Origin of the sequence: Mycobacterium sp. WMMD1722 (assembly GCF_049315205.1) — a bacterium.
In the GTDB taxonomy this organism is placed as follows: domain Bacteria; phylum Actinomycetota; class Actinomycetes; order Mycobacteriales; family Mycobacteriaceae; genus Mycobacterium.
On sequence record NZ_CP186056.1, the window covers coordinates 1,777,106 to 1,792,954 of the forward strand.

Genomic DNA, 15,849 nt, shown 5'->3' on the forward strand with positions numbered 1-15,849 from the left:
AGGCTACCGTCTAGCACCATGAGCACCGCTGACACCGCAGCCGATGTCCTGCTGATCGATACCACCGAGCGGGTCCGCACCCTCACACTGAATCGGCCGCAGGCCCGCAACGCACTGTCGGCCGAGCTACGGGGCGCGTTCTTCGCGGCGCTGCGCGAGGCCGAAGCCGACGACGCCGTCGACGTGGTGATCCTGACCGGCGCCGATCCGGTCTTCTGCGCGGGGCTGGACCTCAAGGAGCTCGGCGACCAGACCCAGCTGCCCGACATCTCCCCGAAGTGGCCGCCGATGACCAAGCCGGTGATCGGGGCGATCAACGGTGCTGCCGTGACCGGCGGTCTGGAGTTCGCGCTGTACTGCGACATCCTGATCGCCTCGGAGCGGGCCCGCTTCGCCGACACCCACGCCCGTGTGGGACTGCTGCCCACCTGGGGGCTGTCGGTGCGGTTGCCGCAGAAGGTCGGAGTCGGTCTGGCCCGCCGGATGAGCCTGACCGGTGACTATCTGTCGGCGGCCGACGCTCTGCGCGCCGGGCTGGTCACCGAAGTGGTGCCCCACGAGGACCTGCTGCCGGCCGCGCGGGCCGTCGCCGCCGCCATCGTGGGCAACAACCAGCGCGCGGTGCGGTCGCTGCTGGCGTCCTACCACCGCATCGACGAGTCGCAGACCAACGCCGGACTGTGGATCGAGGCCGACTCGGCACGCCAGTGGATGGCATCGACCACCGGCGACGACATCGCCGCCAGCCGGTCGTCGGTGATCGAGCGGGGCCGCGCGCAGAACCGTTAGCCCAGACCGGGTGCGACCAGCTCCCGGTAGCGCTGCGTCATCGTTCGCAGCACCTGGTCCCCGTCGGTGGCCCACACCGATTCGTTGAAGATCTCCACTTCGACGTCACCCCGATAGCCCGCGGCGGTGACCATCCGCGCGATCGCGGCGAAATCGATGACCCCATCGCCCATCATCCCGCGCGACACCAGCGGGTCGGGGGTCATCGGAACCAGCCAGTCGCACACTTGGAACGCGCTGATCCGGCCCTGTGCCCCGGCGGCGGCGATGCCGTCGGCGAGGTGGGGGTCCCACCACACGTGGAACGTGTCGACGACCACGCCGACGGTCTCCGCGGGGTGTGGCGCGCAGAGCTCGAGTGCCTGAGCGAGTGTCGAGATCACCGCGCGGTCGGCGCAGAACATCGGGTGCAGTGGTTCCAGCGCCAACCGGATGTCCCGTTGCGCGGCATAGGGCACCAGAACAGCCAACCGCTCGGCCAGTCTGGCCCGCGCGCCGACCAGGTCGCGGTCCGAAATGCCGCCGGCGACCAGGACCAGCTCACGGGTGCCCAGCGTCGCGGCCTCGTCGATGGCCCGTCGGTTGTCGTCCAGCGCGTCGGCCCCGTCTCCCTGGCCGGTGAGGAAGCCACCACGGCAGAGACTCGAGACCCGCAGGCCGAGGTCGCGGACCACCTTGGCCGCGGTGTCGACGCCCGCCTCGGCGACCCGGTCCCGCCACAGCCCGATCGCCTGCAGCCCGGCGCCCGCGGCGGCCTCGACCGCCTCGCGCAGGGTCCACGCCTTGGTGGTCATGGTGTTCAGTGACAGCCGCGTCATCGGGTCACTCATGCGTCGAATCCGTTCAGTGACAGCAGGATTCGCATTCTGTGTGCGGCGAGCTCCGGATCGGCCAGCAGTCCGGCCCGGTCGGCCAGGACGAACACCTCAGACAAATGGGTCAGCGACCGTCCACCGGTCAACCCCCCGACCATCGTGAAGCCGGGTTGGCGTCCGTTCAGCCAGGCCAGGAAGGCGATGCCGGTCTTGTAGTAGTAGGTCGGCGCGGCGAAGATGTGCCGGCCGAGCGTACGGGTCGACTCGAGGATGGCGTGCGCCCGCGCCGGCCGGCCGGCATCGAGTTCCTGCAGCGCGGTCGAGGCCGCGGGGTAGATGGCGGCGAAGATGCCGAGCAACGCATCGGAGTGTTCGGTGCCGTCCCCGGCGATCAGCTCGGGGTAGTTGAAGTCGTCGCCGGTGTACAGACGCACCCCGGGCGGTAGCGCCCGGCGCAGGGCCACTTCGTGGGCGGCGTCGAGCAGCGACACCTTGACGCCGTCGACCTGGTCGACATTGGCCTCGATGAGTTCACGGAAAACCGCTGTGGCCCGATCGATGTCGCGTTCGCCCCAGTAGCCGCGCAACGCCGGATCGAACATCTCCCCCAACCAGTGCAGGATCACCGGACGATCCGCCTCGGCGAGCAGCGGACCGTACACCGCGAGATAGTCGGCAGGCGAGACCGCCACCGCCGCCAGGGCGCGCGAGGCCATCAGCACGACGTTCGCGCCCGCCTCCCGGACCACCGCGATCTGTTCGCGGTAGGCGTCGGTGATCACCGACAGACCCCGGGCGCCTGGGGGCACGTCGGCGGGATCGAGTTGGTCGGTGCCGGCACCGCAGGCCAGCAGACCCCCGGCGGCCGCCGCGTCGCGCCCACTGCGGCGGATCAGCTCCTTGGTGGCCGGCCAGTCCAGACCCATTCCCCGCTGCGCGGTGTCCATCGCGTCGGCCACCCCGAGCCCGTAGGACCAGATCTCGTGCCGGTAAGCCAGGGTGGCATCCCAGTCCAGATCGGCCGGCGCACCGGGGCTGGTGTCGCTCGTCGCCCTGGGCACGACATGGGCTGCGGCATAGGCGATCCGGGAAGCGATGGACCGCTGCGGGCGCTGCCACGGCCCCGGTTCGCCGAGTCGGTACTCGCCGTGCAGGGGCAGGGTCACCGTCGTGCCGGTCAGCGACGCGGCGCTCACAGCGCGATCTCCGGGACCTGCAGACGACGGCCCTCGGCCGAGCTGCGCAGGCCCAGTTCGGCCAACTGCACACCGCGGGCGGCCGAGAGCAGTCCGTACCGATGCGGCCGGCCGGCCACGACGTCGCGCAGGTACTCCTCCCACTGCAATTTGAAACCGTTGTCGAGGTCGGCGTTGGCCGGCACCTCCAGCCACTGCTCGCGGAAGCGCTCGGTGACCGGCAGGTCGGGGTTCCACACCGGCTTCGGGGTGTGGGCGCGCTGCTGGGCCACGCAACGGCGCAGACCGGCCACCGCCGAGCCGTGCGTGCCGTCGATCTGGAATTCGACGAGCTCGTCGCGATACACGCGCACCGCCCACGACGAGTTGATCTGGGCGATGATCCCGCCTTCGATCTCGAAGATGCCGTAGGCGGCGTCGTCGGCGGTCGCGTCGTAGGACCGGTGCGCCTCGTCCCAGCGGGTCGGGATGTGGGTGACCGCGCGGGCGGTGACCGCCTGCACCGTCCCCAGCAGCGCCTCCATCACGTAGTTCCAGTGGCAGAACATGTCGACGGTGATACCGCCGCCGTCCTCGGCGCGGTAGTTCCAGCTGGGCCGCTGCGCGGGCTGGCCCTCGCCCTCGAACACCCAGTAGCCGAACTCGCCACGCATCGAGAGGATGCGACCGAAGAAGCCCTCGTCGACCAGTCGGCGCAGCTTGACCAGACCGGGCAGGTACAGCTTGTCGTGCACCACGCCGGCGACCACCCCGGCGTTCTCCGCCATCCGCGCGAGTTCGACGGCCTCGGCGAGGGTCTCGGCCGTCGGCTTCTCGGTGTACACATGCTTGCCGGCCTTGATCGCCGAGGTCAACGCCTCCACCCGCCGGGAGGTGACCTGGGCGTCGAAATACACGTCCACGGTCGGGTCGGCGATCACCGACGCGGTGTCGGTGGTCCACTGCTCGACGCCGTGCTCGGCGGCCAGCTCGGCGAGCTTGTCGGCGTTGCGGCCGACCAGGATCGGCTCGACGTCCAACCGGGTGCCGTCCTGCAGTGTCAGGCCGCTTTCGCGCAGGGGCAGGATCGATCGGACGAGATGCTGGCGGTAGCCCATGCGTCCGGTCACGCCGTTCATGGCGATGCGCAGGGTGCGGCGGGCTGAGGGTGTTGCCATCGGGATTCCTTCGTCTGAGCGCCGGGCCGAACGGGCGGCGCCGGCGGGTGCTGTCGTCGGATCCACCGTCGCCCCACCGACATCGGGCGGAGCGCGGCGTCCAGCACTTCGGAATGCGCTTTCCACGGTAAGCTCTGCGCAGCGTCCGGTCAAGACGGGCGCGTCACCGAAAGGCGGGCACTTCATGGCGGCGGTGAGGCTGCAGGACGTGGCGGCCCTGGCGGGCGTCTCTCAGGCCACCGCATCCCGTGTGCTCAACGGATCGGTTCGGGTACCGGGCGAGGGGGTGGCCGACCGGGTCCGGGCCGCGGCGCGAGAACTCGGATATGTGCCGAACGCCCAAGCCCAGGCACTGGCCCGCGCCTCGACCGGCCTGCTCGGCCTGATCGTTCACGACATCGCCGACCCCTACTTCTCCTCGATCGCGCGCGGTGTGCAGGCGGCCGCGCGCACCGCCCGCAAACAGGTGCTGCTCGCCAGCACCGACCGGGACTTCGACATCGAGCGCGAGGCGGTGAGCACCTTCATCGCCCACCGGGCGGACGCCATCGTGCTGGCGGGCTCCCGTCAGAGCGGAGACCTCGATCGTGATCTCGAAGCCGAGTTCGGCCGCTACCGCGACAACGGCGGCCGGGTCGTGGCGATCGGCCAGCCCCTGGCCTTCGGGAGCGCGGTGGAGCCCGAGAACCATTTTGCCTCAGGGGAATTGGCCGATGCGCTGGTCGACGCGGGTCACACGGACTTCGCCGTGATCGGCGGACCGGCCAGCGTGCGGACCGCGGTGGACCGGCGCAATGGGTTCGTCGAAGCCCTGGGCCGGCGCGGCCTGACGCCCCTGGTGGAGGTGTCGGGCGACTTCACCCGGGACGGCGGCCACTCCGCGGCCCGCCGGCTGGCGGCAGCGCTGCAGATCCGAGCCGGCGCCGATGCCCCGCCGGTGTGCGTCTTCGCGGTGACCGATGTGATGGCGATCGGCGCCATCGCGGCCTGGCGCGGGCTGGGCCTGACCGTCCCCGGCGACGTCTGCGTCGCCGGATTCGACGACATCCCGACCCTGCGGGATCACACGCCGAGCCTCACCACCGTCGCACTGCCGCTCGAACACATCGGCGCCCGGGCCGTCGAGCTGGCCCTGTGTCCGTCCGAAGGTGGAGTTGACCTGCGCGAACGTGTGGCGGGACGGGTGGTGCTGCGGGACAGCACCCGACTGCCCTGAGTCCGGCGAACCCCCGGCGGCCCGGCGGACGTTGACACTGTGGGCTGCATCACGTTAGGGTCGAAGTTGCTTCGGAAAGCGCATTCCCAGTCGGACCCAGGTCCGAACCACTGCGAACTTAGGACTTCTCCATGGCGGTTACGGCATCGGCCGGCGTGCGCGCCTCGGGGCGTGGCGATTCCCCTCCGGCGACCGCGACATCCCCCCGGCGCACCCGGCGCCCGACCTTCTCCCCACGGCGCACCGCCGCGAGCCTGTGGCGGCCCCTCGTGCTCGTCGTCGCCCTGGTGGCCGCCTGGTGGGCGGTCACCGAGGCCGAACTCGTCGCCCCCTACATCCTGCCGTCACCGGCCGACACCTGGGCCACCGCGCAGGACAACGCGGCATACCTGGCCCAGAACACGTGGGTGACCACTTGGGAGACCGTGATCGGCTTCCTCATTGCCGCGCTGGTCGGTGAATTCGTGGCGGTGATGATGGTCTACTCGGCGAGTCTGGAGAAGACGGTGTACCCGTTGATCCTGTTCGCCCAGGTGATCCCGAAAATCGCCATCGCCCCCCTGTTCATCGTGTGGCTGGGCTTCGGGCCGTCGCCGAAGATCCTCGTCGCGGTGCTGATGGCGTTCTTCCCCATCGTCATCTCCGGCCTGGCCGGGTTGCGGTCGGTGGACCCCGAGATCATCGAACTGACCTCCACCATGGGCGCGAGCCGATTCAAGACCTTCATGAAGGTGCGCTTCCCGGCATCGCTGCCGCAGTTGATGTCGGGTCTGAAAGTCGCCGCGACACTCGCCGTGACCGGTGCGGTCGTCGGTGAATTCGTCGGGTCCAACGAGGGTCTGGGCTACGTCATCCTGCAGGCCAACGGAAACGTCGACACCGCAATGCTGTTCGCGGCGCTGATCATCATGTCCGCGCTCGGCATCGTGCTCTTCGCGATCATCGAGATCGCCGAGAAGCTACTGATCCCGTGGCACTCGTCGCGCCGCACCACCAACTCCGCCAGTACCTCCGCCTGAACCCCACTGAACCATCTCGATGAGGAGAACCGACATGACGTCCTTCCGCCGCCGCGCCGCCGTCGCGGCCGTGACCACCGTCGCCGCGTTCGGCCTCGCCGCCTGCGGTGGCGGCGAGAGCTCCCAGAACGCCGACGGCGCAGGAGAATCCACCACGCTGATGCTGAACTGGTATCCCTACGGGGAGCATGCGCCGTTCTACTACGGCGTACAGGAGGGCATCTTCGCCAAGCACGGCATCGACCTGCAGATCGATGCCGGGCAGGGCTCGACCAAGACGGTTCAGGCCGTCGGATCGAGTCAGGCCGACTTCGGCTGGGCCGATACCCCGGCCGTGTTGAGCAACATCGACAAAGGTGTGGCCGTCAAGAGCACCGGGGTGTTCCTGCAGACCACGCCGTCGGCGGTGCAGGTGTTCGCCGATTCCGGCATCAACACCCCGCAGGACCTCGCCGGGCGCACCATTGCGGTGTCCGCCGGCGACGCACCGACCACCACGTTCCCGATCTATCTCGACAAGGTGGGCGTCCCGTCGGACCAGGTGACCCAGCAGAGCCTCGACGCCGCGGGGAAGATGGCCGCCATGCTGTCCGGCCGCGTCGACGGCCTGATCGGCTTCGCCCACGACCAGGGCCCGACGATCGCGGACAAGAGCGGCAAAGAGGTGCGCTACCTGAGGTATTCGGACGCCGGTTTGAACTTCTACAGCAACGGACTGATCGCCAACGAGTCGACCATCGCCGACAACCCCGAGCTGGTGCAGTCGATGGTCGACGCGACCAGCGAGGCCTACGCGGCCGCTGCGCAGAACCCGGAGGCCGCCGTGGACGCGATGGCGGGCAAGGATCCGCAGATGCCGCCGCGCGAAGTCCTGTTGCAGCAGTGGCAGCAGACCATCCCGCTGCTGCACACACCGGCGACCGCGGATCAGGCGCCCGGATCGAATTCGATGCAGGACTGGACCACGACCATCACCACACTCACCGATGCCGGGCTGCTGGAAACCGCGAAGGATCCTGCCGAATACTGGGATTCGTCGTTCGCCCCCAAGGCCGAGCAGTAGGAAGGGGCGTGAACATGTCGAGCCCGACGATCGCCGCCCCGAGGACCACGGTGACCTCAGACGCCATCACCATCGAGAATCTGACCGTCACGTTCTCCTCCAAGCGGGCCACCGTCACCGCTCTGGACGACATCGACCTGCAGGTCGCCGAGGGCGAGTTCGTCTCGATCGCCGGACCGTCGGGCTGCGGCAAGTCCACGCTACTCAAGGTGGTCGCCGGTCTGACCGATTCGACGTCCGGACAGGTTCGTCTGCGCGGCAAGCCTGTTCGCGGACCGCAGCGGGAAATCGGCTACGTGTTCCAACGCGCCGCTCTGCTGGAGTGGCGTTCGGTACGGCGGAACATCCTGCTGCAGGCCGAGATGCGGGGAATGCCCCGTCAGGACGCCGCCCGCCGCTGTGCGCACCTCATCGAGATGACGGGTCTCTCCGGATTCGAGGACGCCCTGCCCCACGAACTCTCCGGCGGTATGCAGCAACGGGTCTCGCTGTGCCGGGCACTTCTGCACGAGCCCGAGGTGCTGCTGATGGACGAACCGTTCGGTGCCCTCGACGCGCTGACCCGCGAGAAGATGAACATCGAGTTGCACCGCATCTGGCGCGAGACCGGCACCACCGTGGTGTTGGTGACGCACTCGGTGGCCGAAGCGGTCTATCTGGCCAACCGCGTGGTGGTGATGAGCCCCCGGCCGGGCCGCATCGTCGAGACGCTCGAGGTGAACCTGCCCACCGAACGCGACTATGCCGAGACGATGGAACGCCCGGAGTTCATCCGGGTGGCCAATCGGGTGCGCGATCTGCTCGGCAGCTCCAGCGCGGCCGACTGACCTCAGCGCACCCCGGGAACCAACCAACGACCCGACAGCGCACGCCAGCCGACGAAAACCAGCCGCAGCACCATGAACGTCGTCAACCCCGACCAGATGCCCAGCAGTCCCCAGCCGAACGCCAGCGAGAGCCAGATCAGCGGCAGGAAGCCGATCAGGGCGGACAACAGGGTGGCATTGCGCATGAACGGCGCGTCGCCGGCGCCCAGCAGTACCCCGTCGATGGCGAACACCACACCCGCGATGGGCAGTTGAGCAACCAGGAACCACCACGGCACACCGATCTCGTCGAGTACCGAACGGTCGTCGGTGAACACCGCGGGAATCACGGGCGCGCCGACGGCGAACACCAGCGCCAGCAGCGTGGCGGCCACCGTCGAGAAGATCGTCACCCGCCACGCCACCGACTTGGCGTGGTCGAGTTGTCCGGCGCCCAAAGCCGCGCCGACCAGCGACTGCGCGGCGATCGCGAGCGAATCGAGCACCAGCGCCAGGAAATTCCACAACTGCAGCACCACCTGGTGGGCGGCGACCGCGGCCGCGCCGAAGCGGGCGGCGACGGCACCGGCGGAGACGAAGCTCGCCTGGAACGCCAGGGTGCGCAACACCAGATCCCGGCCCATCACGACCTGCGCCCGCAGGACTGCCGGCCGGATACGCAGCGATACCTTCTCGGCCATCAGCGCCCCGATGAACAGCAGCGCGGCCAGCCACTGTCCGACGATGTTGGCCAGCGCGGAGCCGGCCAGCTCCAGGCGCGGCACGCCGAGCCAGCCGTAGACCAGCAGCGGGCACAGCACGGCCGACAGCGCGAACCCGGTGACGACGTAGCGAAGCGGACGCACGGTGTCCTGCACACCGCGCATCCAGCCGTTCCCGGCCGCCGCAACCAGGATGGCCGGGACGGCGAGGCTGGCGATGCGCACCCAGGGCAGCGCGGCATCGGCGATCTCCGAAGACCCGGCAAGCACGGACACCAGCGGCCCCGTCAGCACCTGGACGACCGCGACGATCAGTACCCCGATGCCGAGCGCAAGCCATGTCGCCTGCACTCCCTCCCCGACCGCCGCGCCGCGGTCACCCGCGCCGAAGTGGCGCGCCGAACGCGCGGTGGTGCCGTAGGACAGAAACGTCAGCTGGGAGGTCAGCAGACCCATGATGAGCGCGCCGATGGCCAGGCCGGCCAGCGAGATGGCACCCAGGCGCCCGACGACGGCCAGGTCGAACAGCAGGTACACCGGTTCGGCCGCGAGCACCCCCAGGGCGGGTATCGCCAGCCCGGCGATCCGCCGGCTGGTCGCCGCGGGTGGCTCGGAACGCCGGTCGGGCTCAGCCAAGCGCTGCGCGCAACGCCGACACGACGTCGTCGGCCGACCCGGTGGCCGAGTAGCCCGCGGCCAGCCGGTGTCCACCGCCACCGAACGCGCCGGCGACGGAGGTCAAGTCGATCGTCTTGGCTCGCATCGACACCGACCAGTGCTGCGGCTCGATCTCCTTGAACACCGCCGCCACATCGGCCTGGCGCGTGGTGCGCACGATGTCGACGATGCTCTCCACCTCTTCGGCCCGGGCCTGCCGCCATTCGTCGTGGCTGACGACCGCGTAGACCAGACCGCGGCCGTCGACAGCGTCGGGCAGCAGTTCGGCCGAACCCAATACCCGCGAAAGCATCGGCAGCCACGCGAAGGGGTGGGTGTCGAGCAGGGTGCGGCTGATCGAGGCGTTGTCCACCCCCAGTTCGACCAGTCGCGCAGCCAGCCGGTGGGCGCGGGCGGTGGCCCACCGGAACGAGCCGGTATCGGTGGTCAAACCGGCGTACAGGCAGTGCGCGACGCCCTTGTCGATCGGCTTGTTCCAGGCGTCGAGGATCTCGGCCACCAGCATGGTGGTCGAATCCGCCGACGCATCCACGTAATTCGCGGTGCCGAAGAGCTGATTGGACGCGTGATGGTCGATCACCAGGACGTGGCGGCCCGGTTCGACCAGATCGCCGAGTGCACCCAGCCGGTTGACGCTCGGGATGTCGACGGTGACCACCAGATCGGCATCACGGCGCAGATCCTGCGGGGCGACCAGTAGATGCCCACCGGGCAGGGACTGCAGCGACTCGGGCAGCTGCTCGGGTGCGGCGAAGCTCACCTGCACACTCTTGCCGGCGTGGTCGAGGATCAGCGCCAGCGCCTGCCCGGCGCCGATGGTGTCGGCGTCGGGATAGACGTGACAGACCACGCTGACCGTCGCCGCCGAGTCGAGGATGTCGGCCGCCCAGTGGGCGTCCACCCGCGCACCGCCAGGTGCGTCAGTCGTCTTGTCGATAGCGGTCACCGGTGTCCTCGGGGTTGAACTCAACAGTGTCGAACCTAAGTGTCGAACTCGTCTCGTACTTCCCCGCCGTCGTCCTCGCCCCCCGTCACACGGTACGGGTCACTGTCCCCCGCATGCTTGGCACCTTGCCGAACTCTTGCCAAATCCTCATCCGCCGCCCGGGCCCGGGCCAGCAGCGCCTCCATGTGCGCCGAGGCCTCGGGCACCGTGTCGCGGACGAACGCCAGGGTCGGGGTGAACCGCACCCCGGTCCCGGCGCCCACCTTGGTTCGCAGCACACCCTTGGCCTTTTCCAGCGCCGCCGCGGCGCCCGCGTAGTCGGGTTCCTCGTCCAGACTGCGGCCGAGCACCGTGTAGTACAGGGTCGCGTCGTGCAGGTCGTTGGTGACCTTGGCGTCGGTGATCGTCACCCCCGCCAATCGTGGGTCCTTGATCTCGTATTCGATCGCGGACGCCACGATGGTGGAGATGCGTTTGGCCAGCCGGCGTGCCCGTGCCGGATCAGCCATTACGTGCGGGCCTTCTCGACCAGCTCGTACGTCTCGATGACGTCGCCTTCCTTGATGTCGCTATAGGTGAGCGTGAGACCACACTCGTACCCCTCGCGGACCTCGGTGGCGTCGTCCTTCTCCCGCTTGAGGGATGAGACGGTGAGGTTCTCGGCGACCACGACGTTGTCGCGGAGCAGCCGGGCCTTGGCGTTGCGGCGCATGATCCCGGACTGCACCAGGCAGCCCGCGATGTTGCCGACCTTCGAACTGCGGAAGATGGCGCGGATCTCGGCGCGGCCGAGTTCCTTCTCCTCGTAGACCGGCTTGAGCATGCCCTTGATCGCGCTCTCGATCTCGTCGATCGCCTGGTAGATCACCGAGTAGTAGCGGATCTCCACACCTTCGCGGTTGGCCAGCTCGGTCGCCTTGCCCTCGGCACGGACGTTGAAGCCGATGATGATCGCATCCGAGGCCGAGGCCAGGTTGACGTTGGTCTCGGTCACGCCACCGACACCGCGGTCGATGACGCGCAGCTCCACCTCGTCGTCGACCTCGATACCCATCAGGGCCTCCTCCAGCGCCTCGACGGTGCCGGAGTTGTCGCCCTTGAGAATCAGGTTCAGCTGGCTGGTCTCCTTCAGCGCCGAATCCAGATCTTCCAGGCTGATCCGCTTGCGGCTGCGCGCGGCCAGGGCGTTGCGCTTACGCGCGCTGCGCCGGTCGGCGATCTGCCGGGCGATGCGGTCCTCGTCGACGACGAGCAGGTTGTCACCGGCGCCGGGCACCGATGTGAAGCCGATGACCTGCACCGGCCGCGACGGCAGCGCCTCGGTGACATCCTCGCCGTGCTCGTCGACCATGCGCCGGACGCGTCCGTAGGCGTCGCCCGCGACGATCGAGTCGCCCACCCGCAGGGTGCCGCGCTGGATGAGCACGGTCGCCACCGGGCCGCGGCCACGGTCGAGGTGCGCCTCGATCGCCACGCCCTGGGCCTCCATGTCCGGGTTGGCCCGCAGGTCCAGCGCCGCGTCGGCGGTCAACAGCACCGCTTCGAGGAGCGCGTCGATGTTGGTGCCCTGCTTGGCGGAGATGTCGACGAACATGGTGTCGCCGCCGAAGTCCTCGGCCACCAGCCCGTACTCGGTCAGCTGACCGCGGATCTTGGCCGGGTCGGCGCCCTCCTTGTCGATCTTGTTGACCGCGACCACGATCGGCACATCGGCCGCCTGGGCGTGGTTGATCGCCTCCACCGTCTGCGGCATGACACCGTCGTCGGCCGCGACCACCAGGATCGCGATGTCGGTGGCCTTCGCACCGCGGGCACGCATGGCGGTGAACGCCTCGTGACCGGGGGTGTCGATGAAGGTGACCAGACGCTCGACGCCGTCCAGCTCGGTCAGCACCTGGTAGGCGCCGATGTGCTGGGTGATGCCGCCGGCCTCGCCCTCGCGGACGTTGGCCTGACGGATGGTGTCCAGCAGGCGGGTCTTGCCGTGGTCGACGTGGCCCATGACGGTGACGACCGGCGGACGGACCTCGAGGTCGTCCTCGTCGCCTGCGTCTTCTCCGTAGGACAGGTCGAACGACTCGAGCAGTTCGCGATCCTCGTCCTCCGGGGAGACGACCTGCACGACGTAGTTCATCTCGCCGCCGAGCAGCTCCAACGTCGAATCGTCGACCGACTGCGTCGCGGTGACCATCTCGCCGAGATTGAACAGCGCCTGGACCAGGGAAGCCGGGTTGGCGTTGATCTTGTCGGCGAAGTCGGACAGCGATGCGCCGCGGGCCAGCCGAATGGTCTCGCCGTTACCGTGCGGCAACCGCACGCCACCGACGACCGGGGCCTGCATGTTCTCGTATTCGGCCCTCTTCGCGCGCTTCGACTTGCGACCACGCTTCGGGGCTCCGCCGGGACGGCCGAATGCACCGGCCGCGCCACCGCGCTGACCCGGGCGACCGCCGCCGCCGGGGCGACCCCGGAAACCGCCGGCAGCCGCTCCACCGCCGCCACCGGCTGCGCCGCCGCGGTAGTTACCACCGCCGCCACCACCGGGACGGCCACCGCCACCGGGGCCGCGGCCACCGGGACCGGGGCGCGGACCACCCGGACGACCCGCGGGGGCGCCGGGGCGCGGACCTGCAGGACGCGGCGGCATGTTGTTGGGCGACATGCCCGGACGTGGTGTGCCGGGCCGCGGTGCGCCCGGGCGGGGCTGCGGCCGCGGAGCCGGACGATCGACCGGCTGCTGCGACGAGAACGGGTTGTTGCCGACGCGCGGGGTGCGCGGAGCCGGCTTGGGACCGCCGGGCGGTCCGGGGCGGGGGCCCGGGGTCGGGCCGGGCGTGGGGCCCGGACGCGCGGGCGCCGGAGCCGACGCCGCGGGCTGCGCGGGTGCCGCCGCAGGCGCCTGCGGAGCCGGTGGCTGCGGAGCGGCGGGCTTGGGTGCCGCCGGACGCGCAGGAGGGGGGGTGGGTGCCGCGGGGGCCGGCGCTGCTGCCGCGGGTGCGGCCGGTGCAGCGGGCATCGGAGCGCTCGGAACCGGGGCCTTGGGTGCCGGCGGGCCGGGGACCGGGGCCGCGGACGCGCCGTTACCGGAGCTTCTGGGCTTCTCGGCGGCGGCCGGGGTGGTTCCGAATTTCTCGCGCAACCGGCGAGCGACGGGAGCCTCGACGGTCGACGAGGCGGACTTGACGAACTCGCCCTGCTCTTTCAGCGTTGCGAGGAGTTCCTTACTTGTGACACCGAGTTCCTTCGCCAACTCGTGCACGCGGGCCTTACCTGCCACTACATCTCCATCTCTAGAGGCGACAGCAGTGGGAGGCGCCGCGCCTCGGGTTAGCTATGACGCATGGTCATCGGGACTTCACGGTGTGCTCATGTTCTTCGCTACCTGTTCTCTTGCTGGGCGAGCGGACCCGCCGAGAGGTTCTCGACGTATTCGATCACCCCGGATAACTCCGGTGAGCCGGTGATTCGCAGCGCTCGGGTGAACGCTCGCCGCCGGATCGCTGCGTGTAGACACTGCTCGTCGGGATGCAACCACGCACCCCGCCCGGGCAGAATACCCGCTGGATCAACGGTCACGGCGCATTCGCCATTCCCGCCGACACCAGCGACCACACGAAGCAATTCGTCGGCCAGCGCTCGCGTCCGGCACCCGACACACGTCCGCACCGGACCGACCCGAGGGTCGGCAGTGCTGCCGTGGGCCGAAGCCGAGGTCTCACGCTGGAACACAGGCGAGTCTACCGTCACCGGCGCCGCTGACCGAACCGGCGTCGCGCTACCGGTCCCGCGCTGCGGGACGGGCGGCGTCGGCGGCGGGTCGGGACTCCTCGGGACCCGCAGCGTCGCTGCGGATGTCGATGCGCCAACCGGTGAGCCGGGCCGCCAGGCGGGCATTCTGGCCCTCCTTGCCGATCGCCAGTGACAGCTGGAAGTCGGGCACGACGACGCGGGCGGCACGCGCTGCCTCGTCGATGACGGTGACCGAGACGACCTTGGCCGGAGACAGTGCGTTGGCCACGAACCTGGCCGGATCGTCGTCGTGGTCGATGATGTCGATCTTCTCCCCCGACAGCTCACTCATCACATTGCGCACGCGCTGACCCATCGGGCCGATGCAGGCGCCCTTGGCGTTCAGCCCCGGCACCCGGGAGGCGACGGCGATCTTGCTGCGGTGCCCGGCCTCACGGGCGACCGCGACGATCTCGACCGAACCCTCGCTGATCTCGGGAACCTCGAGGCTGAACAGTTTGCGGACCAGATTGGGATGGGTGCGGGACAGTGTGATCAGCGGTTCGCGGGCGCCGCGGGTCACCCCGACGACATAGCAGCGCAGCCGGTCGCCGTGTTCGTACCGCTCCCCGGGCACCTGCTCGGCGGCCGGGATGACGCCTTCGTTGCCTTTGGTCTCGCTGCCCATCCGGACCACGACGAGACCGCGGGCGTTGGCCCGGGCATCGCGCTGGATCACTCCGGCCACGATGTCGCCCTCTCGGGCGGAGAACTCGCCGTAGTTCTTCTCGTTCTCCGCATCGCGCAGCCGCTGCAGGATGACCTGCCGGGCGGTCGTCGCGGCGATGCGCCCGAAACCCTCCGGAGTGTCGTCCCACTCGTGGACGACGTTGCCGTCGGCGTCGGTCTGGCGCGCCAGCACCGTGACCGCACCGGTCTTGCGGTCGATGTCGATACGGGCGTCGGGCTCATGGCCGTCGGTGTGCCGGTAGGCGGTCAGCAGCGCCGATTTGATGGTGTCGACGACGACGTCGACCGAGATCCCCTTGTCCGCTTCGATGGCATGCAGTGCCGCCATGTCGATGTTCACGCTGACCCCTCCTGTCCCGGCTGTCCGGCGAGTTCGAGCTCACGCTCGTTCGGGGGCGAGAACTCGACCTGGACAACAGCTTTCGCGATTTCCCCGAGCGGCAGGTCACGCACCGTATAGTCGGCGCGGGCGCCCTCGCGCACCACCAGCGCCACCGCGCCGTCACGCACCGGGCCGAGCCGGCCGGTGAGCTGCGAGCCGTCGGACAGCACGAGTTCCACCTTGCGGCCGTGGGCGCGTCGGTAGTGCTTCTCGGTGGTCAGCGGACGATCGACCCCTGGCGAGGTGACCTCGAGCACATAGGGGGCGCCACCGGGTGCGGCGTCGAGCCGGTCGAGCAGATCGGCGGCCGAGCGCGACAGGGCGGCGACGGTGTCCAGGTCCAGCGGCCGGTCGCCGTCGGCGACGACGGTGATCCGCGGTGGCCGGGCGGCGCCGTCGATCGTGACGTCCTCGATCTCGTACCCGGCTCGGGCGAACTCGCCGTCGAGTAGTTCGATCACCTGCTCCTGGGACGGCAATCCCGCCGGTCGCGATCTGGGATGGGTTCCCACGGCGAGCTCCTCGTGTTGAATTGTGGACGCATCCGGGGTGGTCGTACGCCCCGGAGTCGAGCTTCCACC

15 protein-coding genes are annotated in these 15,849 nt (G+C 69.6%); 5 read left to right on the forward strand and 10 right to left on the reverse strand.

Annotated features, from left to right (window positions below):
- The first annotated feature begins 18 nt into the window (after window positions 1–18).
- Window positions 19–789 (forward strand): enoyl-CoA hydratase, encoded by a 771-nt coding sequence (locus ACN27E_RS08380; RefSeq protein WP_422748168.1) that lies wholly within the window; start codon window positions 19–21, stop codon window positions 787–789.
- Here the strand turns inward: ACN27E_RS08380 and ACN27E_RS08385 are convergent.
- The 3 genes from ACN27E_RS08385 to ACN27E_RS08395 are packed head-to-tail and all read right to left on the reverse strand — an operon-like array spanning window position 786 to window position 3,957.
- A complete protein-coding gene (locus ACN27E_RS08385; protein ID WP_422748169.1) occupies window positions 786–1,619 on the reverse strand; it encodes a sugar phosphate isomerase/epimerase family protein in 834 nt (277 codons plus the stop codon). The genes ACN27E_RS08380 and ACN27E_RS08385 overlap by 4 nt on opposite strands.
- Entirely contained in the window at window positions 1,616–2,800 is a 1,185-nt protein-coding gene (locus tag ACN27E_RS08390) for a dihydrodipicolinate synthase family protein (RefSeq protein WP_422748170.1), read from the reverse strand. The genes ACN27E_RS08385 and ACN27E_RS08390 overlap by 4 nt, the downstream gene beginning before the upstream one ends.
- On the reverse strand, window positions 2,797–3,957 hold the full coding sequence (locus ACN27E_RS08395; protein ID WP_422748172.1) for a Gfo/Idh/MocA family protein: 1,161 nt from the start codon (window positions 3,955–3,957) through the stop codon (window positions 2,797–2,799). The genes ACN27E_RS08390 and ACN27E_RS08395 overlap by 4 nt, the downstream gene beginning before the upstream one ends.
- 184 nt (window positions 3,958–4,141) lie before the next feature.
- Here ACN27E_RS08395 and ACN27E_RS08400 point away from each other — a divergent pair, with 184 nt between their 5' ends.
- From ACN27E_RS08400 to ACN27E_RS08415, 4 genes are all read left to right on the forward strand, one after another.
- A complete protein-coding gene (locus tag ACN27E_RS08400) occupies window positions 4,142–5,173 on the forward strand; it encodes a LacI family DNA-binding transcriptional regulator (protein WP_422748173.1) in 1,032 nt (343 codons plus the stop codon).
- Window positions 5,174–5,304: 131 nt separating this feature from the next.
- Window positions 5,305–6,192, forward strand: a complete 888-nt coding sequence (locus tag ACN27E_RS08405) for an ABC transporter permease (RefSeq protein ID WP_422748175.1) — start codon at window positions 5,305–5,307, stop codon at window positions 6,190–6,192.
- A gap of 34 nt (window positions 6,193–6,226) precedes the next feature.
- The gene (locus ACN27E_RS08410; RefSeq protein WP_422748177.1) at window positions 6,227–7,255 is read left to right on the forward strand and encodes an ABC transporter substrate-binding protein; all 1,029 of its coding nucleotides are present in this window, start codon (window positions 6,227–6,229) and stop codon (window positions 7,253–7,255) included.
- Window positions 7,256–7,269: 14 nt separating this feature from the next.
- Window positions 7,270–8,082: an ABC transporter ATP-binding protein gene (locus ACN27E_RS08415; RefSeq protein ID WP_422748179.1), complete on the forward strand. Its 813-nt coding sequence runs from the start codon at window positions 7,270–7,272 to the stop codon at window positions 8,080–8,082.
- Between the two features lie 2 nt (window positions 8,083–8,084).
- Here ACN27E_RS08415 and ACN27E_RS08420 read toward each other — a convergent pair whose 3' ends face one another.
- From ACN27E_RS08420 to rimP, 7 genes are all read right to left on the reverse strand, one after another.
- Window positions 8,085–9,419: an MATE family efflux transporter gene (locus tag ACN27E_RS08420; RefSeq protein ID WP_422748181.1), complete on the reverse strand. Its 1,335-nt coding sequence runs from the start codon at window positions 9,417–9,419 to the stop codon at window positions 8,085–8,087.
- Entirely contained in the window at window positions 9,412–10,407 is a 996-nt protein-coding gene (locus ACN27E_RS08425) for a DHH family phosphoesterase (RefSeq protein WP_422748183.1), read from the reverse strand. The genes ACN27E_RS08420 and ACN27E_RS08425 overlap by 8 nt, the downstream gene beginning before the upstream one ends.
- 35 nt (window positions 10,408–10,442) lie before the next feature.
- Complete coding sequence (gene rbfA / locus ACN27E_RS08430) at window positions 10,443–10,916, reverse strand: 30S ribosome-binding factor RbfA (protein WP_422748185.1); 474 nt, start codon at window positions 10,914–10,916, stop codon at window positions 10,443–10,445.
- Window positions 10,916–13,684 carry a translation initiation factor IF-2 gene (gene infB / locus ACN27E_RS08435; RefSeq protein WP_422748186.1) on the reverse strand — a complete coding sequence of 923 codons (2,769 nt, stop codon included), beginning with the start codon at window positions 13,682–13,684 and terminating at the stop codon, window positions 10,916–10,918. The genes rbfA and infB overlap by 1 nt, the downstream gene beginning before the upstream one ends.
- A 101-nt stretch (window positions 13,685–13,785) precedes the next feature.
- Window positions 13,786–14,301 (reverse strand): YlxR family protein, encoded by a 516-nt coding sequence (locus ACN27E_RS08440; RefSeq protein WP_422748188.1) that lies wholly within the window; start codon window positions 14,299–14,301, stop codon window positions 13,786–13,788.
- On the reverse strand, window positions 14,183–15,226 hold the full coding sequence (gene nusA / locus ACN27E_RS08445) for a transcription termination factor NusA (RefSeq protein WP_422748189.1): 1,044 nt from the start codon (window positions 15,224–15,226) through the stop codon (window positions 14,183–14,185). The genes ACN27E_RS08440 and nusA overlap by 119 nt, the downstream gene beginning before the upstream one ends.
- Window positions 15,223–15,780, reverse strand: a complete 558-nt coding sequence (rimP, locus tag ACN27E_RS08450; protein ID WP_422748191.1) for a ribosome maturation factor RimP — start codon at window positions 15,778–15,780, stop codon at window positions 15,223–15,225. The genes nusA and rimP overlap by 4 nt, the downstream gene beginning before the upstream one ends.
- Window positions 15,781–15,849: the final 69 nt, after the last annotated feature.

Coding starts and splice junctions, on each gene's coding strand:
- ACN27E_RS08380 (WP_422748168.1), top strand. CDS start 19: ATGAGCACCGCTGACACCGCAGCCGATGTCCTGCTGATCGATACCACC.
- ACN27E_RS08385 (WP_422748169.1), bottom strand. CDS start 1,619: ATGAGTGACCCGATGACGCGGCTGTCACTGAACACCATGACCACCAAG.
- ACN27E_RS08395 (WP_422748172.1), bottom strand. CDS start 3,957: ATGGCAACACCCTCAGCCCGCCGCACCCTGCGCATCGCCATGAACGGC.
- ACN27E_RS08400 (WP_422748173.1), top strand. CDS start 4,142: ATGGCGGCGGTGAGGCTGCAGGACGTGGCGGCCCTGGCGGGCGTCTCT.
- ACN27E_RS08405 (WP_422748175.1), top strand. CDS start 5,305: ATGGCGGTTACGGCATCGGCCGGCGTGCGCGCCTCGGGGCGTGGCGAT.
- ACN27E_RS08410 (WP_422748177.1), top strand. CDS start 6,227: ATGACGTCCTTCCGCCGCCGCGCCGCCGTCGCGGCCGTGACCACCGTC.
- ACN27E_RS08415 (WP_422748179.1), top strand. CDS start 7,270: ATGTCGAGCCCGACGATCGCCGCCCCGAGGACCACGGTGACCTCAGAC.
- rbfA (WP_422748185.1), bottom strand. CDS start 10,916: ATGGCTGATCCGGCACGGGCACGCCGGCTGGCCAAACGCATCTCCACC.
- ACN27E_RS08440 (WP_422748188.1), bottom strand. CDS start 14,301: ATGCCCGCCTGGCGGCCCGGCTCACCGGTTGGCGCATCGACATCCGCA.